This window comes from Streptomyces roseifaciens (assembly GCF_001445655.1).
GTDB lineage: Bacteria > Actinomycetota > Actinomycetes > Streptomycetales > Streptomycetaceae > Streptomyces > Streptomyces aureoversilis.
This window is the reverse complement of sequence record NZ_LNBE01000004.1, coordinates 2,809,553-2,834,370: the sequence shown is the minus strand read 5'-3', so window position 1 is coordinate 2,834,370 and position 24,818 is coordinate 2,809,553. Positions and strand designations below refer to the sequence as shown.

Here is a 24,818-nt window from a genome sequence, read left to right as displayed (position 1 = left end):
CTCAGCCCTCGCCCAGCAGCTTGCCGTCCGAGGTCTCGAACTGCTGCTTGAAGGACGCGATCGCGTCGCCCACGGCCTGCAGCGTGTCGTCGGACATCTTGCCGCCCTCGACGATGCTGGTCATCAGGCCCTTGTGCTCGCGGTGCAGGTAGTCCAGCAGCTCGCGCTCGAAGCGGCGGATGTCCTCGACCGGGACGTCGTCCATCTTGCCGGTGGTGCCGGCCCAGATGGAGACGACCTGGTCCTCGGTGGAGTACGGGGCGTACTGGGCCTGCTTCAGCAGCTCGACCATGCGCTTGCCGCGCTCCAGCGAGGCCTTCGACGCGGCGTCCAGGTCGGAACCGAAGGCGGCGAACGCCTCCAGCTCACGGAACTGGGCGAGGTCCACGCGGAGCCGGCCGGAGACCTGCTTCATGGCCTTGTGCTGGGCGGAGCCACCGACTCGGGAGACCGAGATACCGACGTTCAGGGCCGGGCGCTGGCCGGCGTTGAACAGGTCGGACTCCAGGAAGCACTGGCCGTCGGTGATGGAGATGACGTTGGTCGGGATGAACGCCGAGACGTCGTTGGCCTTGGTCTCGACGATCGGCAGACCGGTCATGGAACCGGCGCCCATCTCGTCGGAGAGCTTGGCGCAGCGCTCCAGCAGACGCGAGTGCAGGTAGAAGACGTCACCCGGGTAGGCCTCACGGCCCGGCGGGCGGCGCAGCAGCAGGGACACGGCGCGGTAGGCGTCGGCCTGCTTCGACAGGTCGTCGAAGACGATCAGGACGTGCTTGCCCTGGTACATCCAGTGCTGACCGATGGCCGAGCCGGTGTAGGGGGCGAGGAACTTGAAGCCCGCCGGGTCGGACGCGGGGGCCGCGACGATCGTCGTGTACTCCAGCGCACCGGCCTCCTCCAGCGCGGCGCGCACGGAGGCGATGGTCGAGCCCTTCTGGCCGATGGCGACGTAGATGCAGCGGACCTGCTTCTTCGGGTCGCCGGTGCGCCAGTTGTCGCGCTGGTTGATGATCGTGTCGACGGCCAGCGCGGTCTTGCCGGTCTGGCGGTCACCGATGATCAGCTGACGCTGGCCACGGCCGACCGGGGTCATCGCGTCGACGGCCTTGTAGCCGGTCTCCATCGGCTCGTGGACCGACTTGCGCTGCATGACCGTGGGGGCCTGCAGCTCAAGGGCGCGCCGGCCCTCGGTCGCGATCTCGCCGAGGCCGTCGATCGGGTTGCCCAGCGGGTCGACGACGCGGCCGAGGTAGCCCTCGCCGACCGCGACGGAGAGCACCTCACCGGTGCGCTGCACCGGCTGGCCCTCCTCGATGCCGCTGAACTCGCCGAGGACGACCGCACCGATCTCGCGCTCCTCGAGGTTGAGGGCGAGACCGAGGGTTCCGTCCTCGAACCGCAGCAGCTCGTTCGCCATGGCCGAGGGAAGGCCCTCGACCTTAGCGATGCCGTCGCCGGCAACGCTGACCGTACCGACCTCCTCGCGCGAGGCCGCGTCCGGCTTGTACGCCTGGACAAAGTTCTCCAGCGCGTCCCGGATCTCCTCCGGCCGGATCGTGAGCTCCGCCATCTGGGTTCCCTGCTCTCCTTGTTGGGCCCGAAGTATTTCTTCTCCGGAGGCTGGGTTCCGCAGCGGTGCTGCGGGCCCCCGGAGGACACCGTCGGCCCAACTCGGGCCGTCAGTCATGCTCTTGAGTTGGTGGCTGTCAGCCGGTCGTCATCCGACGGTCCGCCTCGGCGAGACGGTCCGCGATGCTGCCGTTGATGACCTCGTCGCCGATCCGCACCTGCACACCGCCGATGATCTCGGGGTCGATGTCCAGGTTGAGGTGGACACGGCGCCCGTACAGCTTGGCGAGCGCGTCGCCGAGGCGCTGCTTCTGGGCATCGCTCATCGGCACCGCGGAGGTGACCACTGCGACCACACGGTCCCGGCGGTCCGCGGCCAGCTTGGAGAGGGCGTTGAGCCCCGCTTCCAGGCTACGGCCCCGCGGCTGTGCCACAAGACGGACAACGAGACGCTCGGTGACCGGATTGGCCCGGCCCCCCAGCAGCTCGCGCACCAGCGCGGCCTTGGCCGAGCGGTTCGCGACCTTGTCCGTCAGCGCGGCCCGCAGCTCGGAGCTGGAGGCGACGATGCGGCCGAAGCGGAACAGCTCGTCCTCGACGTCGTCCAGGACACCGGCGCGGTCGGCGGCGACGAACTCGGCGCCGGAGGCCAGCTCCTCGATCGCGTCCACCAGGTCGCGCGAGCGCGACCAGCGGGAACGGACCATCCCGGAGACCAGGTCGGCGCACTCGCCGCCCACCTGGCCGCCGAGCAGACGCCCGGCCAGCTCGGACTTGGCCTCGCCCTGCTGGGCGGGGTCGGTCAGGACCCGGCGCAGCGACACCTCGCGGTCCAGCAGCGAGGTGACCGCGGCGAGGTCCTCGGCGAGCTTCACCGCGTCCACGGAGGTGTTGTCCGCCAGCGCGTCGAGGCGCTCACGTGCGGAGGCCTGCGCCTCCCGGCTCGCTCCACTCATCGGTTCGCCTCTGCCTTCGTCGCACCGGCCGCCGCCTTGGCCTCGAGGTCGTCGAGGAAGCGGTCGATGGTCCGGCTCTGCCGGGCCGCGTCCGCGAGGGACTCGCCGACGATCCGGCCGGCCAGGTCGCCGGCGAGCTTGCCCACGTCCTGGCGGAGCGAGGCCGAAGCGGCCTTGCGGTCGGCCTCGATCTGGGCGTGCCCGGCAGCGATGATCTCCTCGCGCTGACGCTCACCCTCGGATCGCATCTCTACGATCATCGACGCACCCTGCTCCTGCGCCTCCTGGCGCAAGCGGGCGGCCTCATGGCGGGCGTCGGCGAGCTGGGCCCGGTAGTCCTCGAGCACCTGCTGGGCCTCGGCCTGGGCGGCCTCGGCCTTCTCCATGCCGCCTTCGATGGCCTCGCGGCGCTCGTCCAGAGTCGAGTTGATCTTCGGGAGGAGCTTCTTGCCGAGGAAGATGAAGACGATGGCGAAGGCGATCAGGCCGATGACGAGCTCTGGGAGCGGGGGCAGGAGCGGGCTTTCCAGCTCCCCCTCACTCGCCAGGACTGCCAGGGGATTCACATCAATGCCTTCCGTCGAAAACAGTGGTCGTCAGACGGTGATCAGGAGGACGGGTAGACGAACGGCATGACCAGACCGATGAGGGCGAGCGCCTCACAGAAGGCGAAGCCGAGGATCTGGTTGGCGCGGATCAGGCCGGCGGCCTCGGGCTGGCGGGCCAGGGCCTGGGTGCCGTTACCGAAGACGATGCCGACGCCGACGCCGGGGCCGATCGCGGCGAGGCCGTAGCCGATCGAGCCGAGGTTGCCCTTGATCTCGACACCAGCGGCGATGGTCTGGAGAGCAGCAGACATGCTCGTTCTTCCTTCTCTTTCACGAACCGGTGGGGGTTGGCCACCGGACGACTGTTGGTCTGGGGAGCGGGGGTGCTCAGTGGTGCTCTGCGAGCGCGCCCTGGACGTAGTTGGTGGCCAGCAGCACGAAGACGTACGCCTGGACGGCCTGGATGAACAGCTCGAAGGCGGTCATCACGATGGTCATCACGAAGGAGACACCGGCGTAGGCGATGCCGATCCCGTTCAGCAGGTACCAGCTGGCGATGGTGAACATCAGGATCAGCAGGTGACCGGCGAACATGTTGGCGAAGAGCCGCACCGCGTGGGTGAAGGGCCGGATGATCACGTTCGAGAAGAACTCGAGGACCACGGCGAGCGGGAGGATCGGGCCGAGCGACTTGTCGTAGCCGACGATGTTCTTCAGGCCACCGACGAAACCGTGCTTCTTGAACGTCAGGTACATCCACAGGACGTAGACGATCAGGGCGAGCGCCGCCGGGAAGGCGATGATCGACGTCACCGGGAACTGGGCGACCGGAATGATCGACCAGAGGTTCATGATCCAGACGAAGAAGAACAGCGAGACCATGAAGGGGACGTACTTCTCGCCCTCCTTCTTGCCGAGCGAGTCGTAGACGATGCCGCGGCGCACGAAGTCGTAGCCCGCCTCACCGACCATCTGCAGCTTGCCGGGGACCACCTTGGCCCGGCCGAAGGCCGCCCAGAAGAAGCCGATGACGATGACCGTGGTCAGCACGGCCAGCAGCATGGGCTTGTTGAACTCGATGCCGCCGACGGTGAAGAGCGGCTCGAACAGGAACGAGTGGAGGCCCGGGGCTGGGAAGCCGCACCCATCGAAGATGTGGCAATCGGTCTCGAAGGCGAGCATCTGGTCAGCACTCACCGCGAGCTCCTTCAGCGTGGCGCATAGGTACGGCAACCTCGTTGTGTCGGCGCGGCGCACAGCCGCGGAACGGCACTGGACTGGTCTTGCGGATGGGGGGGCGGGTGATCGGCGCGGGGCCGGTCGCGGGCATCAGCTGCATGGACTGCCGATTCCGTCCCGGGAAACTCGGGTGTTCAGCTGCCTGCGCCCACTGTGCCTCAGATGGCACCGGACGATAGCAGGTGAGCGTCGGCACCTTTATCGCGGCCCTACCGGTCACGTCGGAGACCCGGCGGGCGCGGACTTCTTCGCCTCAACGGATTCCGGATCGACATAAAGGATCTTGGCCTTCAGATACGCCCGGGTCTGCGCGGCAGTCCACACGAGGACCGCGCCGAGCAGCGCGAAGGCGAACGCCCGGGTGTTGAACAGCGACGTGTCCCGGAAGACCGCGAGAACGACCGCGGAGATCAGGAACTGTGTCACGTAGAGCACCAGACCCATGGCCTGGAACAGGTGCGGGAAGGACTTCGCCGTGCGCTGGAGAACGAACAGGCCCATGGCCATCACGCCGCCCGCCACGAGGGTGCCGACGACGGCGCCGACCGCACCCTTGCCGCCGGCGAGCACACCGCTCACGGCGGCGGCGACGATGCCGGCCACGGCGGTCGGGACGGCGCACTGGAAGAGTGTTCGGGCGTCGTTGGACTGCATGAAGGGTTTCTCCGGCGATGAGGTCGGAAGCAACGATTCGTCGTGGACGAGCGTATCCCCGGAAATGCTCGCGACTTGCGACGGAGGACCGCCGCACTACGGTCCTTCGGCTCCAGCACCGGGTTTCGTGAACGGTATCACAAACTATTTGATGAGGTCTTTACCTACATCGTGTGCCCGAGGTCACACGCAAGGGTCATGTCGCTGGTCATAGCGCTGACGAGCCGAAAGATCTCTGATAGAGACACCGACTCGCATTTTCGCTCGGATGCTTCCCCCGACCCCCGGAATGGACGCCTCCGGATGGTGTCAGCCGTTGCTGCTGATCCTCCGGGCGTGCGCGAAGCGCGAACGGTCGCCGATGGCCGTGGCCCCGTGCACCCCGGCCGGCACGGGCTCGCGCTCCTCCCCCGGCTCCGCGGGCTCCGCACCGGCCGGCACGGCCCCCGCCGCCGGCTCCGCACCGGCCGCCTCCGGCTCCGCGGCGGTCACCTTGCGGCGGCGGTAGCGCGGCGGCACGAACGCCTCGGCCCAGCGGGGGGCGCGCGGCTTGAAGCGCGGCAGCAGCAGGAGGACGAGACCGGCCGCGCTCAGCGCGACGATCAGCAGCAGGATCCAGGTGCTCGCCGAGTGCACGGAATAGGCGACCGTGCCGAAGGCGATGAGCCCCGACCAGAAATACATGATCAGCACCGCACGGCTGTGCGAATGGCCGATTTCCAGCAGCCGGTGGTGCAGGTGACCGCGGTCCGCGGCGAACGGCGACTGCCCGTTCCAGGTGCGCCGCACGATGGCGAGCAGCAGGTCCGCGACGGGCACCGCGATCACCGTCAGCGGCAGCAGCAGCGGGATGTAGACCGGCACCGTGGCGTGCACGACCGCGCGCTCCGAACCGCCCGTGAATGCGTTCAGCACATCGGGGTCGACCTGGCCGGTGATGGAGATGGCGCCCGCGGCGAGCACCAGGCCGATGAGCATCGAGCCCGAATCGCCCATAAAGATACGTGCAGGGTGCATATTGTGCGGGAGGAATCCCAGGCACATGCCCATCAGGATCGCGGCGAACAGCGTCGCGGGCGCGGCCGCCTCCACGTTGTGGCCGAACCACAGGCGGTAGGCGTAGAGGAAGAACGCGGCGGCGGCGATGCACACCATTCCGGAGGCCAGACCGTCCAGGCCGTCGACGAAATTGACCGCGTTGATGGTGATCACCACGAGGGCGACCGTCAGCAGCGTGCCCTGCATGGGGGTGAGCCCGACCGTGCCCACGCCGGGCACCGGGATCCACAGGATCGTCAGGCCCTGGAGCACCATCACACCGGCGGCGATCATCTGGCCGCCCAGCTTGACCAGGGCGTCCACGCCCCACTTGTCGTCCAGCACGCCGAGGATCCAGATCAGCCCGGCGCCCGACAGCAGCGCCCGCGGCTCGCTGTGCAGCTCGAAGACCTTGCCCAGGTTCGACAGGTGGGCCGCCACCAGCAGGCCCGCGCACAGGCCGCCGAACATCGCGATGCCGCCGAGCCGCGGCGTCGGTTCCCGGTGCACGTCGCGCGCGCGGATCTCCGGCATCGCGCCGGCGACGATCGCGAACTTCCGCACCGGTCCCGTCAGCAGATAGGTGACTGCCGCGGTGACGCACAGCGTCAGCAGGTATTCACGCACGGGCTGCCCCAGAGGTCGCGCTGGACATCACAGCCCCACACCATATTCGCGTCCGCCCCCGATCCGTGAATACAGCTGTAGACGTACGGCCACCCGCGATGGTTGCAGCCGTCAGATGTGCGCGGGATAAGGAGCGTAGAGCGGGAAGCTCCCCGCGAGCCGGGCGACCTCCCCGCGCAGGCCCCCGCCCTGCCCCGCGCCCCGCAGCGCCGCCCCGATCAGCTCGCCGATCCGGGCCATCTCCGGCTCCCGCATGCCCTGCGTCGTCACGGCGGCGGTGCCCAGCCGCAGGCCGTGCGCCGTGCCGTGGGGCAGCCCGCAGACGTCCAGGACGATCCCGGCGGCCGCGAGCCTGCCGCGGGCCGTGGCGGCCTCCTGAGCGAGCCCGGAGACGTCGGCGGTGATGATGTGCGTATCGGTGCCGCCCGTGGTCACAGCGAGGCCCTCAGCGGCCAGGACGGCGGCAAGGACGCGGGCGTTGGCCACCACCTGATGGGCGTACGCGGTGAAGGCCGGCGTCGCCGCCTCCCCGAAGGCCACCGCCTTCGCCGCGACGGTGTGCATCTGCGCGCCGCCCTGGGAGAACGGGAAGACCGCGCGGTCGACCCGGCCCGCGAGCTCCGCGCGGCAGAGGATCATGCCGCCGCGGGGGCCGCGCAGCACCTTGTGGGTGGTCGCGCACACCACGTCGGCGTACGGCACGGGGTTCGGCGCCGCTCCCCCGGCGACCAGGCCGATGGGGTGGGCGGCGTCCACGATCAGGTGGGCGCCCGTCTCGTCGGCGATCTCCCGGAAGGCCGCGTAGTCGGGGTGGCGCGGATACGAGATCGAGCCGCAGACGATCGCCTTGGGCCGGTGCTCGCGGGCCAGCGCCCGGACCTCGTCGTAGTCGATCAGGCCGGTGTCGCGGCGCACGCCGTAGCCGGTGAAGTCGAACCAGCGGCCGGAGAAGTTCGCGGGCGAGCCGTGCGTGAGGTGCCCGCCGTGCCGCAGGCCCATGGCCAGCACCTTGTCGCCCGGGTGCAGCAGGGCGGCGTAGGCGGCGAGCACCGCGGCGGAGCCGGAGTGGGGCTGGACGTTGGCGTGCCCGGCGCCGAAGAGGGCCTTGGCGCGGTCGGCGGCGATGCGCTCGGCGAGGTCGACCAGCTCGCAGCCGCCGTGGTGGCGGGCGCCGGGATAGCCCTCGGCGTACTTGTTGGCGAGCGGGGAACCCAGGGCCGCGAGGACGGCGGGCGAGGTGAAGTTCTCGGCGGCGATCAGCTGGAGGCCCGTGGACTGCCGCTCGAGCTCGGCGAGCACCAGACCCGCCAGCTCCGGGTCCTGACGGCGCAGCGCGTCGAAGTCGGGACTCCAGTGGGTGTGGGGTGCTGCTGCGGTGACCGGCATGGCGCGCGCTCCGGACCTCGGTGGTGCACGGGGCATCGGAAGATGCGGGTGTGTCACCCAATGTAGGCCCGCGCCCGCGCCGGCGCAGGCGGTCAGGACCCGGCGGAGCGCCCGGTGAGCGCGGTGAGGACCGGGTCGAGGGCCTGGTTGATCTCGTCGCCGATGGAGCGGAAGAAGGTGATCGGGGCGCCGTAGGGGTCGTGGACCTCGTCGGCCTCCGCGTTCGGGGCGAGCAGCCAGCCGCGCAGGGCGGCGGCGGCCTGCACCAGGGCGCGGGCCCGCTCGACCACGCCGCCGGACCGCTCGGGGTCCGGGAGGGTCGCCGGGTCTATGGCCCGCACCAGCCGGGTGAACTCCTTCAGCGTGAAGGTGCGCAGCCCGGCCGAGTGTCCCATGGAGATGACCTGGGCGCGGTGGTCGCGGGTGGCGGTCAGGACGAGGTCGGCGCGGATGACGTGCTCGTCGAGCAGCTCGCGGCCGGTGAACCCGTGCGGATCGGCGCCGAGGTCGGCGAGGACCGTGGCGGCGTGCGCCTCCATCGGGGCCCCCTCGTGGCCCCAGGTGCCGGCGCTCTCCACCACCAGGCCGCCCGCGAAGGGGTCGCCGAGCCGGTCGGTGAGGGCATGGCGGGTCAGCCGCTCGGTGATGGGCGAGCGGCAGACGTTGCCGGTGCTGACGTGGAGGATGCGGAAGGTGTCGGCCTTGGCCGCCGTGTCCGGTCCCGCTATGCCACGCCCCTGCGGGGCGATCAATTCGCCACCTCGAGGTCGGGTACCACCTCGCGCAGCTGCTCGGCGCTGATCGCACCGGCGCGCAGCAGCACGGGGACCTTGCCGGTGACGTCCACGATGGAGGACGGCACGTCGGCGGGGGTGGGGCCGCCGTCGAGGTAGACGGAGACGGAGTCGCCGAGCATCTCCTGGGCGGCGTCGCAGTCCTGCGGTGCCGGGTGGCCGGTGAGGTTGGCGCTGGAGACGGCCATCGGGCCGAACTCGGTGAGCAGCTCGATGGCGACCGGGTGCAGCGGCATCCGGACGGCGACGGTGCCGCGGGTCTCGCCCAGGTCCCAGGTCAGGGACGGCTGGTGGTTGGCGACGAGGGTGAGCGCGCCGGGCCAGAAGGCGTCGACGAGCTCCCAGGCCTGCTCGGAGAAGTCCGTGACGAGGCCGTGCAGGGTGTTCGGGGAGCCGACGAGGACGGGCGAGGGCATGCCGCGGCCGCGGCCCTTGGCCTGCAGGAGATCGCCGACGGCCTCGCGGCTGAAGGCGTCCGCACCGATGCCGTACACGGTGTCGGTGGGCAGCACGACCAGCTCACCGCGGCGCACCGCGGCGACGGCCTCGCGCAGGCCGGTCTTGCGGTCGGTCGCGTCGCTGCAGTCGTATCGCCGTGCCATTAACGGACCTCCTCGTACGGGGTGAACAGGGCAGATGTCAGGGGTGCCGTCGTCACGGCATGGCCTTCCGCGCGGTGGCGAAGCGGGGGCGGTTGTTCAGGTCGGGGTGGTCGGCGGCGTCGGCCCAGCCGCGCTCCTCGGTGAAGATCCACGGGACCTGGCCGCCCTGGGTGTCGGCGTGCTCGATGACGACGACGCCGCCCGGGCGCAGCAGCCGGTGGGCGGTGCGCTCGATGCCGCGGATGGTGTCGAGGCCGTCCTCGCCGGAGAACAGGGCGAGCTGCGGGTCGTGGTCGCGGGCCTCGGGGGCGACGTATTCCCATTCGGTGAGCGGGATGTACGGCGGGTTGCTGACGACGAGGTCGACCTGGCCGTCGAGCTCGGGCAGCGCGGTGAGGGCGTCGCCGTGGTGGAGGGTCACGCGGGAGCCCTCGACGTTCTTGCGGGCCCAGCCGAGGGCGGTCTCGTCCAGCTCGACGGCGTGCACGCGCGAGCGGGGCACCTCCTGGGCGAGGGCGAGGGCGATGGCGCCGGAGCCGGTGCACAGGTCGACGATCAGGGGTTCGACGACGTCCATGGCCCGTACGGCGTCTATGGCCCAGCCGACGACCGACTCGGTCTCGGGGCGGGGGACGAAGACGCCGGGGCCGACCTGGAGCTCCAGGTAGCGGAAGAAGGCGCGGCCGGTGATGTGCTGGAGCGGCTCCCGGGCCTCGCGGCGGGCGACGGCCTCCCAGTAGCGGGCGTCGAAGTCGGCGTCCGCGACCTGGTGCAGCTCACCCCGCTTGACGCCGTGCACGAAGGCGGCGAGCTCCTCCGCGTCGAAGCGCGGAGAAGGTACGCCGGCGTCGGCCAGCCGCTGAGTGGCTTGCGCCACTTCGGCGAGCAGCAGATTCACAGTGGTCCTCTCGCGTCTTCGGATCGTCGTCCCCGGCCTGTGGACGGCCCCGGGGCGGGGCCGTTCCGGCGGTCGCGGACGGGCTTGCGGTCTGCGGTCAGCCCGCGGCGGCGAGCTTGGCGGCGGAGTCGGCGTCCACGCACGCCTGGATCACCGGGTCCAGCTCGCCGTCGAGCACCTGGTCCAAGTTGTACGCCTTGAAGCCGACGCGGTGGTCCGAGATGCGGTTTTCCGGGAAGTTGTACGTCCGGATCTTCTCGGAGCGGTCGACGGTGCGCACCTGGCTGCGGCGGGCGTCGGCGGCCTCGGCCTCGGCCTTCTCCTGGGCCGCGGCGAGCAGCCGCGAGCGCAGGATGCGCAGGGCCTGCTCCTTGTTCTGGAGCTGGCTCTTCTCGTTCTGGCAGGAGGCGACGACGCCGGTCGGCAGGTGGGTGATGCGGACGGCGGAGTCGGTGGTGTTGACGGACTGGCCGCCGGGGCCGGAGGAGCGGTAGACGTCGATGCGCAGATCGTTCATGTTGATCTCGACGTCGACCTCCTCGGCCTCGGGCGTGACGAGCACGCCGGCGGCGGAGGTGTGGATGCGGCCCTGGGACTCGGTGGCCGGCACGCGCTGGACGCGGTGGACGCCGCCCTCGTACTTCAGCCGGGCCCACACGCCCTGGCCGGGCTCGGTGGCGCCGTTGCCGCCCTTGGTCTTCACCGCGACCTGGACGTCCTTGTAGCCGCCGAGCTCGGACTCGGTGGTGTCGATGATCTCGGTCTTCCAGCCGACGCGCTCGGCGTAGCGCAGGTACATCCGCAGCAGGTCGCCGGCGAACAGCGCGGACTCGTCGCCGCCCGCACCGGCCTTGATCTCGAGGATGACGTCCTTGTCGTCGCTGGGGTCGCGCGGGACGAGGAGCAGGCGGAGCTTCTCGGTGAGCTCCTCGCGCTGCTTCTCCAGGTCCTTGACCTCGGCGGCGAAGTCGGGGTCGGCGGCGGCGAACTCGCGAGCGGTCTCGATGTCGTCCCCGGCCTGCTTCCAGGAGCGGTAGGTCCCGACGATCGGCGTCAGCTCGGCGTAGCGCTTGTTGAGCTTGCGGGCGTTGGCCTGGTCCGCGTGCACGGCGGGGTCGGCGAGCCGCTTCTCGAGGTCGGCGTGCTCGCCGATCAGTTCCTCGACTGCCTCGAACATGGGGTTTCCCTAGCTGCTGGAAGTGACGGCCTGCTGTCGGGCCTGCTGGACGACAAAGCGCCGGTCCGGTCGCCCTCGCACGCGGAGGGCGACCGAGGACCGGCGCCTGCGGGTCGCTACTTCTTGGCGGACCCGGCGGCCTTGCCGAAGCGGGCCTCGAACCGCGCCACGCGGCCACCGGTGTCGAGGATCTTCTGCTTGCCCGTGTAGAACGGGTGGCACTCGGAGCACACGTCGGCACGGATGGTGCCGTCGGCGACGGTGCTACGGGTGGTGAACGAGGCGCCACAGGTGCAGCTGACCTGCGTCTCGACGTACTCCGGGTGGATGTCGCGCTTCAAGGGGTCTCCTAGGTTCGGGAGGGCTCCGGGTCGTAGGGCGGGATTGCCTTACGTGAACCGGGGCCGACGGACCAGTTTGCCAGTACTGGCCGCATCCCCCAAAACGGGAGGTCGCGGCCCGTTATTCCCAAGGGGCCCGGTGCCTGGTCAGCGGGGGTCCGGCGGCCGTCCGGCGGAGTGCCGTCCGGCGCCGGGGCTCACTTGACGACGTCCTCGGCGCCCGTCTTCGCGCCCGCGCCGTCCTGGAGGGCGGACTCCGGGATGGGCCGGTCCGAGCGGAGCGCGGCCCAGATCTGCTCGCTCGCCTCCGTCAGCGGGATCACCCGGTTGCGGTCGGCGGGGTCGTCGCCCACCGGCAGCGTCACCATGTGCATGTCGCCGGAGCCGATGCCCTTGAGCCCGTTGGCGAAGGAGTACAGCTTGTCGACCGAGGCCAGCTCGCGGTCGGTGGTGAGCGCCTTGGTCGCGGTGTCGGCGATCCCGTAGAGCTTGGTGGGGCTGGTGAACAGGCCGACCTGCTTGACCTGGTCCAGCAGGGCCTTGATGAACGCCTGCTGGAGCTTGATCCGGCCGAGGTCGCTGCCGTCGCCGACGGCCTTGCGGGTGCGGACCAGGCCGAGGGACTGCTCGCCGTTCAGCTTGTGGGTGCCGGCGTCGAGGTCGAGGTGGCTCGACTTGTCGTGGATGGCCTTGGTGGTGGTGACCTCCACGCCGCCCAGCTTGTCGATGAGCTTCTGGAAGCCGGCGAAGTCGACCTCCATGTAGTGGTCCATGCGGATCTGCGTCATCGCCTCGACGGTCTTGACCGCGCAGACCGCGCCCCCGATGGAGTACGCCTCGTTGAACTGCCCGCGCTTGACCGCCGGGCTGGTCTTCCCCTCGGGGGTCTTGCACGCGGGGCGGGCGACGATGGTGTCGCGCGGGATCGAGACGACGCTGGCCTTCTTGTGACCCGCGTAGACGTGCACGATCATCGCCGTGTCGGAGCGGGAGCTGCCCTCGTCCCTGCCGTACTTGCCGTTGTCGCCGGCCCGGGAGTCGGAGCCGAGGACGAGGATGTCCTGCGAGCCGTTGTCGACGTTCTCCGGCCGGTTCTTGCCCAGGGCCGCGTTGATGTCGACGCTGCTGAGGTTCCCGTTGAACTTGTAGTAGAGGAACCCCGCACCGGCACCGCCCGCGAGGACCATACCGGTGGCCGTCCAGGCGGCTATTCGCCAGCCCTTGCGGCGGGGACGGGCCTTGCGGCGCCGGCCGCGGGTCCCGCCGGCACGGCGGCGGTGCGAACCCGCTGACGTGCCCATGCTCTCGTCGGCCATGCGCTCCTCAGTCCTCCACGGTCTCCGGGCCTGGCCCCGGCTTGCCCCCCTGCGCTGATTGACGGGGAAGTCTGCGACAGGGTTGCACAGCGATTTCTGAGGACTGTCTTAGAAATGCTCCTCCGGGCGGAGCGGCCGGCGATCACTACTACCCCTCGCCACCTGCGATTTCGGCCAAATGCAAGGCAATGATTCCGGCCAGTGCGGAGCCGCACGGCTGTGGCGCAGATCTCAGAATGTCACAGGAAGATCACGGCGGAGGCCCCCCGCCACCGAGGTGACGAGGGGCCTCCTGGAGCCGTAGCTGCGGATCAGTCGTTGCCGTTGCCCGAGGAGGGCGTGGTCTTCGCGATCTGCATCAGGAACTCGGCGTTCGACTTGGTCTGCTTCATCTTGTCGAGGAGCAGCTCGATGGCCTGCTGCGAGTCGAGCGCGTGCAGCACCCGGCGCAGCTTCCAGACGATCGCCAGCTCCTCGCCGCCCAGGAGGATCTCCTCCTTGCGCGTACCCGAGGGGTCCACGTCGACGGCGGGGAAGATGCGCTTGTCGGCGAGCTTCCGGTCGAGCTTGAGCTCCATGTTGCCGGTGCCCTTGAACTCCTCGAAGATCACCTCGTCCATGCGCGAGCCGGTCTCGACCAGCGCGGTGGCCAGGATGGTCAGCGAGCCGCCGTCCTCGATGTTGCGCGCGGCGCCGAAGAACTTCTTCGGCGGGTAGAGCGCGGTCGAGTCGACACCACCGGACAGGATGCGGCCCGAGGCCGGGGCGGCCAGGTTGTAGGCGCGGCCCAGACGGGTGATCGAGTCCAGCAGGACGACCACGTCGTGACCCAGCTCCACGAGGCGCTTGGCGCGCTCGATGGCCAGCTCGGCGACGGTGGTGTGGTCCTCGGCCGGGCGGTCGAAGGTCGAGGAGATGACCTCGCCCTTGACCGACCGCTGCATGTCGGTGACCTCTTCCGGACGCTCGTCGACCAGGACGACCATCAGGTGGCACTCGGGGTTGTTGGTGGTGATCGCGTTGGCGATCGCCTGCATGATCATGGTCTTACCGGTCTTCGGCGGGGCCACGATCAGACCGCGCTGGCCCTTGCCGATGGGGGCGACCAGATCGATGATCCGGGTCGTCAGCACTCCCGGGTCGGTCTCCAACCGCAGGCGGTCCTGCGGGTAGAGCGGGGTGAGCTTGTTGAACTCGGGGCGCCCGCGGCCGGATTCGGCCGACATGCCGTTGGCCGAGTCAAGGCGGACAAGGGCGTTGAACTTCTCGCGCCGCTCGCCGTCCTTCGGCTGCCGCACCGCACCGGTGACGTGGTCACCCTTGCGCAGGCCGTTCTTGCGGACCTGGGCGAGGGAAACGTAGACGTCGTTCGGGCCCGGCAGGTAACCGGAGGTACGGATGAACGCGTAGTTGTCGAGGATGTCCAGGATGCCCGCGACGGGGATCAGGACGTCGTCCTCGGAGACCTGCGGCTCGTTGCCGAAGTCGTCGCGGCCACGACGGCCACGGCGGTCGCGGTAGCGGCCGCGGCGGCCGCGGCGGCCACCCTCGAAGTCGTCCTCGTCCTGCGGACCGCCCTGGGCGCCCTGGGGCGCGCCACGGCCGTCGCGCTGCTGGCGGCCGGCGCCCTGCTGGGCGTCGTCGCCGCGGTTTCCGCGCTCACGGCGGTCGCGCTGGCCGCGCTCGCCACGCTCGCCGCGGTCCTGACGGTCGCCGCGCTCGCCGCGCTCACGGCGGTCGCCCTTCTGGCCGCGCTCGGCGCGGTCCTGGCGGTCGCCCTTGGCGGCCTTGCCCTCGGCGGTGTCCAGCGCGGTCTCGGCCTTGGCCTCGGTGCGCTCCTCGGCGCGGGCCTCGGTCTTGACCTCGGCGCCCTCGGGGCTGCCGGCGGGCGCGGTGGCCCGGCGGCGGCGGCGCTCGGCGGCCGGCTGCTCGTCGCTGCCCGGCTGGCCCGGGATCTCGATCTGCTGCTGCGCGGCAGCAGCCTTCTCGGTCTTGGCCTCGGCCTTCTCGGCCGCCTCACCCGTACGGGCCTTGGAGGTGGCGCGGCGCTTCGGCTTGGTCTCGGCGGCCTCGGCCGCATCGGCCTTGGCGGGCGCGGCGGAGCCGGCCTGCCTCTCCTTGATGACCTCGATCAGCTGGCCTTTGCGCATCCGCGCGGTGCCCTTGATGCCGAGGCTCGAGGCGAGCTGCTGGAGCTCGGCCAGGACCATGGCGTCGAGGCCCGTGCCCGAGCGGCGCCGCTTGGGGGCGGTGGCAGCACCGGTGGCAGGCGCGGCGGGAGCGTCCGTGGCGGGCGCGGAGGCATTGCCGGTGGCGCCGGCGTTCACGCCCATCAGATCGGTGGTGTCGCTCACGAAGGGGTCCTTCCCTGGAGCGGGCGTCGGCCTGTCTGGCTCGGCGACCGGTTGTGCTGTCCGGCTACGGTCTGGCGGTTTGCGGACCGGGCCGGGGCGGTGGTCCGCCGGTACGGCTGGTACGGCGGAAGAATCAGTTCATTGGTCCGGCGTGAAGAATGAGGTGAAGACATGGAGTATCGGCTTCACTCATGTCACCCACGCCGATTCCGGAGCGTGCTCGAAGCTGCTCAGGCAGGCTGCTCAGGCAGTTTGGGAGGCTCCCGGAAGAAAAGCGGCCCCTGATCGGGACACAGAGCACCGAGCCGATGTGGCGTCGAGTGCAGACTTGAGGTTAACACTACCGGATCCCACAAACATTCCCCCTCTCCAAGACCGGCAACCGCTATTTTTCGCGGGGCCGGATTTCGCCCGGATTTCCGCTGTCAGGCGAGCGGCAGCACGCTCGTCCCCCCGGCGTCGAGAGCCAGCCGGTTGGCCGCCCACCCCTCGCCCGCCAGTCGTGCGACCTTGTCGGCCGCACCGCTCTCGACCAGCGCGAGGACCGTGGGTCCCGCACCGGAGATGACTGCGGGGACGCCGTCCGCGCGCAGTCGGTTGACCAGGGCCACGCTCTCCGGCATCGCCGGGGCGCGGTACTCCTGGTGGAGCCGGTCCTCGGTGGCCGCCAGCAGCAGCCCGGGGCGCCTGGTGAGCGCCTCGACCAGCAGGGCGGCCCGGCCGGCGTTGGCCGCGGCGTCCACATGGGGGACGCTGCGCGGCAGCAGCCCGCGGGCGGTCTCGGTGAGCACCGGCCGGGACGGCACGAAGACCACCGGAACGATGGAATCCGCAGGGTCCATCCGAATGGCCCGCGCCACTCCGGCGTCCATCCACGCCAGGGTGAAACCGCCCATCAGGCACGCGGCGACGTTGTCGGGGTGTCCCTCGATCTCGGTGGCCAGCTCGAGCAGCGCCGCGTCGTCGAGCTTCTCGGCCCCGCCTATGGTCACGGCGCGGGCCGCGACTATCCCCGCGCAGATGGCGGCCGAGGAGGAGCCGAGGCCGCGCCCGTGCGGGATGCGGTTGGCGCAGACGACCTCCAGGCCGCGCGGCTGGCCGCCGAGCAGGTCGAAGGCCGTGCGCAGGGCCCGTACGAGGAGATGGCTCTCATCGCGCGGGAGGGTGTCGGCACCCTCCCCGGCGATGTCGATGTGCAGCCCGGATTCGGCCACCCGGACCACGACGTCGTCGTAGAGCCCCAGCGCGAGGCCCAGGGCGTCGAAGCCGGGGCCGAGGTTTGCGCTGGTGGCGGGGGTGCGCACGCGGACAGCGGCGGCGCGGAACGCGGGACCGGCCATCGCTCGATGACTCTCCTTGGTCTGGCCTTGGTGGGGCGTGCAACATCCGCAAGGGCCGCGACGGCGATGCCGTGGGTCACGGCAGCGGTCTGCGACGGGGCGGAGTGAGTACAGCCTATCGAAGGAAGGTTCTGCGGCGACATAGGGCGCACGGGAGGCGCACGATGCGTGTCGCCTGCGGCGGGCTTGCCATCGTCCCGCACCTGGTTGTGGGCAATCGTCCCGCAGGGCGGGACAGGTGGGCACAACCGTACGTGCACCCGCACCCGTCCCGCCCCGCTGGCGGACGCCTGGAAGGGTCAGGCGAGCCCGAGCTGCTGCGCAGCAGCCACCGCGTCCACCGGAACGGTAATCGGCTGGGGCGCGCCCGCCACCGCCCAGTCTGGGTCCTTGAGGCCGTTGCCGGTGACCGTACAGACGATGCGCTGCCCGGGGTCGACCAGGCCGAGTTCGGCGGCCTTGAGGAGGCCGGCCACGCTCGCGGCCGAGGCGGGCTCGACGAAGACGCCCTCCTGCGAGGCCAACAGACGGTACGCGGCGAGGATCTGGCGGTCGGTCACCTCGTCGATGAGGCCGCCCGATTCGTCGCGCGCCTGCTCGGCGAACTGCCACGAGGCGGGGTTGCCGATGCGGATGGCGGTGGCGATGGTGTGCGGGTCCTTGACCGGCTCGCCGCGCACGATCGGCGCCGAACCGGAGGCCTGGAAGCCCCACATCCGGGGGGTGCGGGAGGCGATCCCGTCACCGGCGTACTCCCGGTAACCCCGCCAGTAGGCGGTGATGTTGCCGGCGTTGCCGACGGGGAGGACGTGGATGTCGGGCGCGTCGCCGAGCGCGTCGACGATCTCGAACGCGGCGGTCTTCTGGCCCTCGATGCGCACCGGGTTGACCGAGTTGACCAGTGCCACGGGGTACTGCTCGGACAGGCCGCGGGCCAGGGTCAGGCAGTCGTCGAAGTTGCCGTCGACCTGCAGGATGCGGGCGCCGTGGACCAGGGCCTGGCCCATCTTGCCCAGCGCGATCTTGCCCTGCGGGACCAGGACGGCGCAGACCATGCCGGCGCGTACGGCGTAGGCCGCGGCGGAGGCGGAGGTGTTGCCGGTGGAGGCGCAGATGACGGCCTTGGCGCCCTCCTCCTTCGCCCGGGTGATGGCCATGGTCATGCCACGGTCCTTGAAGGAGCCGGTGGGGTTCGCGCCCTCGACCTTGAGGTGGACCTCGCAGCCCGTGCGCTCGGAGAGCACCTGTGCGGGGACGAGCGGCGTGCCGCCCTCGCGGAGGGTGACCACCGGGGTGTCCGCGGAGACCGGGAGCCGGTCGCGGTACTCCTCGATGATGCCGCGCCACTGGTGGGTACGGGAGGCCGGACGGCCGTTGTTGTCGGACATTGCTCTTGTTACTCCCCTTCAACCCGCATGATGCTCGCGACACCGCGGACCGTATCCAGCTTGCGCAGCGCCTCGACCGTCGCCGTGAGGGCGGCGTCGGCGGCGCGGTGGGTGACCACGACGAGGGAGGCCTCGCCGTCCTTGCCCGTCTGGCGGACGGTGTCGATCGACACCCCGTGCGCGGCGAAGACCGTGGCGACCTGGGCGAGGACGCCCGGCTTGTCGGCCACGTCGAGGCTGATGTGGTAGCGCGTGACCACCTCGCCCATGGGGCTCACCGGCAGTCGCGTGTAGGCGGACTCACCGGGGCCGGTGGACCCGGCGAGCTTGTTGCGGCAGACGGCGACGAGGTCGCCGAGGACCGCCGAGGCGGTGGGCGAGCCGCCCGCGCCGGGGCCGTAGAACATCAGCTGACCGGCCGCCTCGGCCTCCACGAAGACCGCGTTGTACGCCTCGCGCACCGAGGCCAGCGGGTGGCTGAGCGGGATCATCGCCGGGTGCACCCGGGCGGTGACCGACTGCCCGTCGGCGGCGCGCTCGCAGATGGCCAGCAGCTTGATGGTGCAGCCCATCTGTTTTGCGGAAGCAAAGTCCGCGGCGGTGACCTCCGTCATGCCCTCGCGATAGACGTCGTCGAGGCGGACGCGGGTGTGGAAGGCGATCCCGGCGAGGATCGCGGCCTTCGCCGCGGCGTCGAAGCCCTCGACGTCGGCGGTCGGGTCGGCCTCGGCGTAGCCCAGCGCGGTGGCCTCGTCGAGCGCCTCGGAGTAGCCGGCGCCGCTGGAGTCCATCTTGTCGAGGATGAAGTTGGTCGTGCCGTTGACGATGCCGAGCACCCGGTTGACCTTGTCGCCGGCGAGCGACTCGCGCAGCGGCCGGACCAGCGGGATGGCACCGGCGACGGCGGCCTCGTAGTAGAGGTCCGCACCGTGCTTCTCGGCGGCGGCGTGCAGGGCCGCGCCGTCGTCCGCGAGCAGCGCCTTGTTGGCCGAAACGACGCTTGCGCCGTTCTCGAAGGCCTTGGTGATCAGGGAGCGGGCGGGCTCGATGCCGCCGATGACCTCGATGATCACGTCGATGTCACCGCGCTCGACCAGTGCGGTGGCGTCGGTGGTGATGAGCTCCTCGGGCACCCCCGCGCGGACCCGGCCGGGCCGGCGGACGGCGATGCCGGCGAGCTCGACGGGCGCGCCGATGCGAGCCGCGAGGTCGTCGGCGTGCGTCGTCATGATGCGCGTCACCTCAGAGCCGACGACTCCACAGCCCAGCAGCGCCACCTTCAGCGGACGCGTACGCATCATCCGACCCCTGCTTCTCATCGATACAGCCTCATACATCTTGGGTTGTGCACCAGTCTCACTCACTGGACGGCGGATTCCGCTCCCCGTCCAGTATCCGAGACTTATGTTTCCGTCAGCCGACGTCGAGACGAAGAAGGTCCTCTTCGGTCTCGCGCCGGACGATCACACGGGCCGCGCCGTCGGCCACCGCCACCACCGGCGGCCGCAGCGCGTGGTTGTAGTTGCTGGCCATCGAGCGGCAGTAGGCGCCGGTGGCGGGCACCGCGAGCAGGTCGCCCGGCGCCACGTCGGCGGGGAGGAAGGCGTCCCGGACGACGATGTCGCCGGACTCGCAGTGCTTGCCGACCACGCGCGAGAGCATCGGCTCGGCGGTGGAGGCCCGGGAGACCAGCGCGACGGTGTACTCGGCGTCGTAGAGGGCGGTGCGGATGTTGTCCGACATGCCGCCGTCGACGCTGACGTACGTGCGCAGGCCCGGCAGCTCCTTGACCGTGCCCACCTCGTAGAGCGTGAAGGCGGTCGGGCCGACGATGGCGCGCCCCGGCTCGACGGAGATGCGCGGCACGGCGAGACCGGCGGCCGCGCACTCGCGCGTGACGATCTCGCGCAGGGCCGTGGCGATCTCCTGCGGCTCGCGCGGGTCGTCGTCGGCGGTGTAGGCGATGCCGAGGCCGCCGCCGAGGTCGATCTCGGGCAGTTCGACGCCGTGCTCGTCGCGGACCTCCTTGAGCAGGCCGACCACACGGTGGGCGGCGACCTCGAAGCCGGAGGTGTCGAAGATCTGCGAACCGATGTGGGAGTGGATGCCGATGAGCTCCAGGCCGTCGAGCTTCAGCGCCCGGCGGACGGCCTCGGCGGCCTGCCCGCCGGCGAGTGCGAGGCCGAACTTCTGGTCCTCGTGCGCGGTGGCGATGAACTCGTGGGTGTGGGCCTCGACGCCGACGGTGACGCGGATCTGGACGCGCTGGCGCTTGCCGAGCCGCTCGGCGACGTGCGCGACGCGCACGATCTCCTGGAAGGAGTCGAGGACGATCCGCCCGACGCCGGCCTCGACGGCGCGGGTGATCTCCTCGATGGACTTGTTGTTGCCGTGCAGGGCGATGCGCTCGGCGGGCATCCCGGCGGCCAGCGCGGTGGCGAGCTCGCCGGCGGAGCAGACGTCGAGGTTCAGCCCCTCCTCGTGGAGCCAGCGCACGACGGCCCGCGAAAGGAACGCCTTCCCCGCGTAGAAGACGTCGGCGTCGGTCCCGAAGGCGTCGCGCCAGGCGCGGCAGCGAGCCCGGAAGTCGCTCTCGTCGAGGAAGTAGGCGGGGGTGCCGAACTCCTCGGCGAGGCGGGTGACGGGGATGCCGCCGACGGTGACGACCCCGTCCTCGCCGCGGCCGACCGTGCGCGACCACACCTTCGGTTCGAGGGCGTTGAGGTCGGACGGCGGGGCGGTGTAGTGCCCCTCGGGAAGGACGTCGGCGTAGCGGGGCCCGGCGGGGTGGGCGGAACGGCTCATGGTCTCTGATCCCCTCAGAGGTGTGCGGGTGCGGTGATGCCGAGCTGGTGGAGGCCGTCGGCCAGCACGTTGCCCGTGGCCTCGGCGAGGGCCAGGCGGGCGCGGTGGACGGCCGAGGGTTTCTCGTCACCGCGGGGCAGGACGGCGCAGCCGGTCTGCCACGTCAGGAAGGCGCCGGCGATCCGGTCGAGGTGCCGGGCGAGGCGCTCGGGGTCACGGGCGGCCGTGATGCGGGAGTGGTCGGCGAGGGCGGCGAGGAGGGCCGCCGCGGCGCCGTCGTGGCCGGTGTCGGCCGGCTCCGAGTGGAACCCCAGGTCACGGGCGTTGCGCACGAGGGCCCGGGAGCGGGCGTGGGCGTAGCGCACCCGGAAGAGGGGGTTGCCGTCGCGCTGGACGAGGAGCTCGGCACGGTCGAAGCCTGCGGGCCACAGGAGGCTCCAGCGGGCGGCATCGGGGCCGAGGCGGGCGAGGAGCTCGGGGGCGGGGGCAGGCAGCGGGAGCGGCTCGGCGGCGGGCGGCGCGCGCAGCACGTCCCGCACGAGGTGCGTGTAAGAGGTTCCCTCAAGAGTGATGTTGAGGAACCCCGGCCCGGCGATGTCGACCCGGGCGACCCCCGGCTCCGCGGCCAGCCGCTTGCGGAGCACCTCGGCGACCTCGCGGGCGGGCCGGCCGGTGTCCTGGGCCACGCGCAGGGCGACGTTGGTGGCGTAGTCACCGCACCCCGGGTGGGGCGGGACCCGCACGGTGACCCGCGTGGGCGCGGCGTCGGGCAGCTCGTCGGCCTCGACGGCGCAGTGCACGGCGTGCAGCACGGTGCGGGAGAGATCGGCCGGGGTCACGGGGCCAAGCCTAGGGGAGAGGGGTGGGGCCGGGGCGAATGGGTTTCGCCGACCGAGACGGCGCGGCGCCACCGGAACCGGGATACGGCCCGGGCGACGGAGGCGCGGAAACGAGGCCGGGGCGGACCAGAAGCAGCCAGGGGCGAACCTTTTACACCGACTATCCGCCGACTATCCACGCCGACCAATCACGCCGGCTATTCCCGCCCTCGGAAGGCCTCCGCCCCGCAGACGGACTGGATCCCGCGCACGGCCCCTGCATCCCCGGGGGCCGAGGCCCCCGGAACCCCGTCGCCCCGCTCCCCCTTGCGGCGCCGCACGAGCCTGCGCACGAGCCGCACCATCTCGACCGGCTCGAACGGCTTCGCCAGAAACGCATCGACCCCGGCGGAACGGCCGCCCTCGACCTCCAGCTGGGTGCAGGCGCTGATGATCGCGATCGGTATGTCGTGCGTACGGGCATCGGCGCGGAGCCGGGCGGCCGTGTTCAGCCCGTCGAGCCGGGGCATGACGACATCCAGCGTCACCGCATCAGGACGCACGCGGTGCACGATCTCCAGACACTCGGCACCATCGGCCGCGGTCACGACCTCGAAGCCTTCGAGCTCGAGGTTGACCCTGATCAGCTGCCGGATGACCTTGTTGTCGTCGACGACAAGGACCCGGCCGGACAAGCCAGGCACACCCCGAGAGTAAGCGCGCCCGCCACGCTGCGTCCGGGTTTTCCCCACTTCCACCCCGTGCGGGCGAGCTTTCCCCGACCGCCCCGCACTCCCCCACCCCGTGCGCTACCCCCACCCGGCCCCGGCCCCCGAACCCCGCCGAACGACGTTGCGGATCACCCTCCGGAAGCTGGTAATGTTCTACCCGTCACCGCGCCACGCGGACGACATGCCCCCGTAGCTCAGGGGATAGAGCAACGGCCTCCGGAGCCGTGTGCGCAGGTTCGAATCCTGCCGGGGGCACTTCGCAGAGACCAGCACCGCAAGGCGGCTGACCTGCAGAAGTGCCAAGCATGAAGGCCTGGACCCAGTCCCACTGGATCCAGGCCTTTGTCGTTGCCTGTCGCTGTTCACGCGTGAGTGGCGCGTGAGTTTTCAGGCGGTCGTCACGGCCTGTTGCTCGCCTCCGAGTCTGCGCCCCATCCCATGGCCTCTTCGATCTTCCGGTTGTTGGCCTCCTCGCTGTCGTCTATGCAGCCGGCGTAGTTCCGGTGGATGACCTCGGGCGAGTTGCCCGCCCGCCGGGCTACCTCAGCCACCGGCAGCCCGGAGCGCAGCCAGTTGGTGATGCAGGTCGCCCGGAGGTCGTACGGGCGCCGGGCGAGCGGCGAGTCCACCTTCTCCGGCGGCAGCGCGAGCTCCCGGGCCTCCTGCCAGACACGCCAATAGCTGGAGCTCCCGAGAAGTCCCCCACGCTCGTTGCCGAAGAGCCGGCCATCACCGGCGATGCCGAACTCCGCGATGTGCTCCTGGAGAAGCCGCACGAGGATCGGCGGGATCGGCACCGGACGGTCCGTCTCGACGGCCCGCGACTTGAGCCCCCGCTTGTCGTGGCGCTCTCCGGAGTCCGTCCACTTCTTCCCCGCGACCGGCCGCGTCTCCTTCAGAGTGATCTTTCCCCAACCCCTCTCAGGCAGATAGCACTGCGCTTTCTTCAGGTAGACCGCTTCGGCCGGCCGCGTGGCCGCGTAGAGCATGCAGCCGAAGAACGGCACGAGGCGCCGGCCGCGGTTCCGGTGGATGGATCCGACGTACGAAACAGCCGTGAGCAATTGCCGCCCCTGCACCCCATTCACCAATACGCGTGGATCAACTACGCCACTGGTCGAAGATCCTGTACGTCTCACACCCGCCAAAGGATTGGCGTCCAGGTACCCCTCCTGCATCGCGTATTCCATGGCGGTGTTGAACCCGCGGCGGCGACGCTTGTACGTCTCGGAGGCAACGGGAGTGTCGTCCAGCTTGAACGAAAGCCGGTAATGGACATCCCTTACCACTCTCGATTCCAGCAGGGATGAGAGCGGAAGAGATCGCTTGGAGAGCCACGCACAGGCAGCACGCAGTTCCGCCGGGGGCTCCTCACTCCTGTGCGCAGGAACAACGGCCCAGCGCATCGCCAAACGCGCCTGCTTCAGCTCCGGAGCTCTGGCGTCCTCTTCCATCATTGCCAGCGCCACCGTGGCAAGGCTGTCCGCCAGCCCTTCCCGCGTCTTCGCGGCCGCGGTCCGCCACCGGGCCGCCATGTACTCGCGCGAGAAGTCCCACCAGTTCGGATCCGGGCGAACGTTCGCCTTCTCGGCAGCGGCCCGCAACTCAGACTCGGGCAGGCCGCTGTCGACATCGAACCCTTCGCCGCGCTTCATGGCCTGCCACAGCTCCGAACGGCGACTGTCGGCAAGCGTGACCGTGGCGAAGCTGGCCGTCTTGACCTCCCCCACCACGGTCCAACGCAGCTGATAGGGCGCCCTCTTACTGTTGACCTTGCTCACCTTCCACAGACGAACGTCCGTGGAAAGCGTGGGCTCGCCGGCATCCACCGGCCCCGTGCTGCTCACGGGGCGCTGCCGGCCCTTTCTGTTCCGGTCGATCACGCAGCGTCCTCCCTGGCTGCGAGCCAGCGATCCAGTTCGGAACGCCGTATCCGCACCGTGCCGTTCGGGAGCTTGATCGACCTGGGCCCCTTCTTCAGCTGTCGCCAGCGATAGAAGGTGGACTTGGACACGCCGGGCAGTTCTTCCAACACTTGGGGAATGGTCAACAGTTCATCGCGGAACTTAGCCACGATTCCTCCTTGTTGGGATCGCAATGCTGTGCGTCGCGGCTTATCGCGACTCATAGTCGGCCTGCGTGGTGTTGAGTCGCGACCCCCGGGGGTTGCGTACGCGAGATCTTCAGGTCCTTGCACATCTTGTTGCGCGTGAGCTTCTCGTCTTTCGAGTCGT

23 protein-coding genes and 1 tRNA gene are annotated in these 24,818 nt (G+C 70.5%); 1 reads left to right on the top strand and 23 read right to left on the bottom strand.

Translation table 11 applies throughout. The annotated features are described in order from the left end of the window. Nucleotide 1: 1 nt before the first annotated feature. The 21 genes from atpA to AS857_RS29865 form a co-directional block, all read right to left on the bottom strand. Nucleotides 2-1,573, bottom strand: a complete 1,572-nt coding sequence (atpA, locus tag AS857_RS29965; protein ID WP_058046295.1) for a F0F1 ATP synthase subunit alpha — start codon at nt 1,571-1,573, stop codon at nt 2-4. Nucleotides 1,574-1,709: 136 nt separating this feature from the next. Next, a complete protein-coding gene (locus AS857_RS29960) occupies nt 1,710-2,528 on the bottom strand; it encodes a F0F1 ATP synthase subunit delta (RefSeq protein ID WP_058046294.1) in 819 nt (272 codons plus the stop codon). Then, complete coding sequence (locus tag AS857_RS29955; protein ID WP_058046293.1) at nt 2,525-3,094, bottom strand: F0F1 ATP synthase subunit B; 570 nt, start codon at nt 3,092-3,094, stop codon at nt 2,525-2,527. The genes AS857_RS29960 and AS857_RS29955 overlap by 4 nt, the downstream gene beginning before the upstream one ends. A gap of 41 nt (nt 3,095-3,135) precedes the next feature. Further along, the gene (atpE, locus tag AS857_RS29950) at nt 3,136-3,387 is read right to left on the bottom strand and encodes an ATP synthase F0 subunit C (RefSeq protein ID WP_030367998.1); all 252 of its coding nucleotides are present in this window, start codon (nt 3,385-3,387) and stop codon (nt 3,136-3,138) included. Between the two features lie 76 nt (nt 3,388-3,463). After that, on the bottom strand, nt 3,464-4,273 hold the full coding sequence (gene atpB, locus AS857_RS29945; RefSeq protein WP_063278443.1) for a F0F1 ATP synthase subunit A: 810 nt from the start codon (nt 4,271-4,273) through the stop codon (nt 3,464-3,466). Nucleotides 4,274-4,531: 258 nt separating this feature from the next. Next, nucleotides 4,532-4,969 carry a Cg1360 family ATP-synthase-associated protein gene (locus AS857_RS29940; RefSeq protein WP_058046291.1) on the bottom strand — a complete coding sequence of 146 codons (438 nt, stop codon included), beginning with the start codon at nt 4,967-4,969 and terminating at the stop codon, nt 4,532-4,534. Between the two features lie 309 nt (nt 4,970-5,278). Next, entirely contained in the window at nt 5,279-6,634 is a 1,356-nt protein-coding gene (locus AS857_RS29935; protein WP_058046290.1) for an MraY family glycosyltransferase, read from the bottom strand. Between the two features lie 111 nt (nt 6,635-6,745). Beyond that, entirely contained in the window at nt 6,746-8,020 is a 1,275-nt protein-coding gene (locus AS857_RS29930; RefSeq protein WP_058046289.1) for a serine hydroxymethyltransferase, read from the bottom strand. A 92-nt stretch (nt 8,021-8,112) separates the two neighbouring features. Then, the gene (locus tag AS857_RS29925) at nt 8,113-8,772 is read right to left on the bottom strand and encodes an arsenate reductase/protein-tyrosine-phosphatase family protein (RefSeq protein WP_058046288.1); all 660 of its coding nucleotides are present in this window, start codon (nt 8,770-8,772) and stop codon (nt 8,113-8,115) included. Further along, nucleotides 8,769-9,416, bottom strand: coding sequence for an L-threonylcarbamoyladenylate synthase (locus AS857_RS29920; protein ID WP_058046287.1), 648 nt, complete (start codon nt 9,414-9,416; stop codon nt 8,769-8,771). The genes AS857_RS29925 and AS857_RS29920 overlap by 4 nt, the downstream gene beginning before the upstream one ends. A 52-nt stretch (nt 9,417-9,468) precedes the next feature. Beyond that, nucleotides 9,469-10,314, bottom strand: a complete 846-nt coding sequence (prmC, locus tag AS857_RS29915) for a peptide chain release factor N(5)-glutamine methyltransferase (RefSeq protein WP_058046286.1) — start codon at nt 10,312-10,314, stop codon at nt 9,469-9,471. A gap of 97 nt (nt 10,315-10,411) precedes the next feature. Beyond that, complete coding sequence (gene prfA, locus AS857_RS29910; protein ID WP_058046285.1) at nt 10,412-11,491, bottom strand: peptide chain release factor 1; 1,080 nt, start codon at nt 11,489-11,491, stop codon at nt 10,412-10,414. 116 nt (nt 11,492-11,607) lie between these two features. Further along, complete coding sequence (gene rpmE / locus AS857_RS29905; RefSeq protein WP_058046284.1) at nt 11,608-11,832, bottom strand: 50S ribosomal protein L31; 225 nt, start codon at nt 11,830-11,832, stop codon at nt 11,608-11,610. A gap of 197 nt (nt 11,833-12,029) precedes the next feature. Continuing rightward, complete coding sequence (locus AS857_RS29900; protein WP_058046283.1) at nt 12,030-13,148, bottom strand: LCP family protein; 1,119 nt, start codon at nt 13,146-13,148, stop codon at nt 12,030-12,032. Between the two features lie 311 nt (nt 13,149-13,459). Further along, nucleotides 13,460-15,502, bottom strand: a complete 2,043-nt coding sequence (gene rho, locus AS857_RS29895) for a transcription termination factor Rho (RefSeq protein WP_058046282.1) — start codon at nt 15,500-15,502, stop codon at nt 13,460-13,462. Nucleotides 15,503-15,927: 425 nt separating this feature from the next. After that, on the bottom strand, nt 15,928-16,842 hold the full coding sequence (gene thrB, locus AS857_RS29890; protein WP_058046281.1) for a homoserine kinase: 915 nt from the start codon (nt 16,840-16,842) through the stop codon (nt 15,928-15,930). Between the two features lie 299 nt (nt 16,843-17,141). After that, nucleotides 17,142-18,230, bottom strand: coding sequence for a threonine synthase (gene thrC / locus AS857_RS29885; RefSeq protein ID WP_058046280.1), 1,089 nt, complete (start codon nt 18,228-18,230; stop codon nt 17,142-17,144). 8 nt (nt 18,231-18,238) lie between these two features. Then, entirely contained in the window at nt 18,239-19,531 is a 1,293-nt protein-coding gene (locus AS857_RS29880) for a homoserine dehydrogenase (RefSeq protein WP_058046279.1), read from the bottom strand. 112 nt (nt 19,532-19,643) lie between these two features. Then, on the bottom strand, nt 19,644-21,035 hold the full coding sequence (gene lysA / locus AS857_RS29875; protein ID WP_058046278.1) for a diaminopimelate decarboxylase: 1,392 nt from the start codon (nt 21,033-21,035) through the stop codon (nt 19,644-19,646). A 14-nt stretch (nt 21,036-21,049) separates the two neighbouring features. Continuing rightward, nucleotides 21,050-21,874, bottom strand: a complete 825-nt coding sequence (gene nrtL, locus AS857_RS29870) for an ArgS-related anticodon-binding protein NrtL (protein WP_058046277.1) — start codon at nt 21,872-21,874, stop codon at nt 21,050-21,052. A 197-nt stretch (nt 21,875-22,071) separates the two neighbouring features. Next, nucleotides 22,072-22,605 (bottom strand): response regulator, encoded by a 534-nt coding sequence (locus tag AS857_RS29865; RefSeq protein ID WP_079110873.1) that lies wholly within the window; start codon nt 22,603-22,605, stop codon nt 22,072-22,074. A 162-nt stretch (nt 22,606-22,767) separates the two neighbouring features. Here AS857_RS29865 and AS857_RS29860 point away from each other — a divergent pair. Then, nucleotides 22,768-22,839 (top strand) — tRNA-Arg (locus tag AS857_RS29860). Nucleotides 22,840-22,982: 143 nt separating this feature from the next. On the opposite strand, the gene AS857_RS29855 is transcribed toward AS857_RS29860, so the two are convergent. Together AS857_RS29855 and AS857_RS29850 are read right to left on the bottom strand one after the other, a co-directional pair. Then, entirely contained in the window at nt 22,983-24,467 is a 1,485-nt protein-coding gene (locus tag AS857_RS29855; RefSeq protein ID WP_420823977.1) for a tyrosine-type recombinase/integrase, read from the bottom strand. Next, nucleotides 24,464-24,658: a helix-turn-helix transcriptional regulator gene (locus AS857_RS29850; protein WP_173864821.1), complete on the bottom strand. Its 195-nt coding sequence runs from the start codon at nt 24,656-24,658 to the stop codon at nt 24,464-24,466. Before AS857_RS29850 ends, AS857_RS29855 begins: the two co-directional genes overlap by 4 nt. Nucleotides 24,659-24,818: the final 160 nt, after the last annotated feature.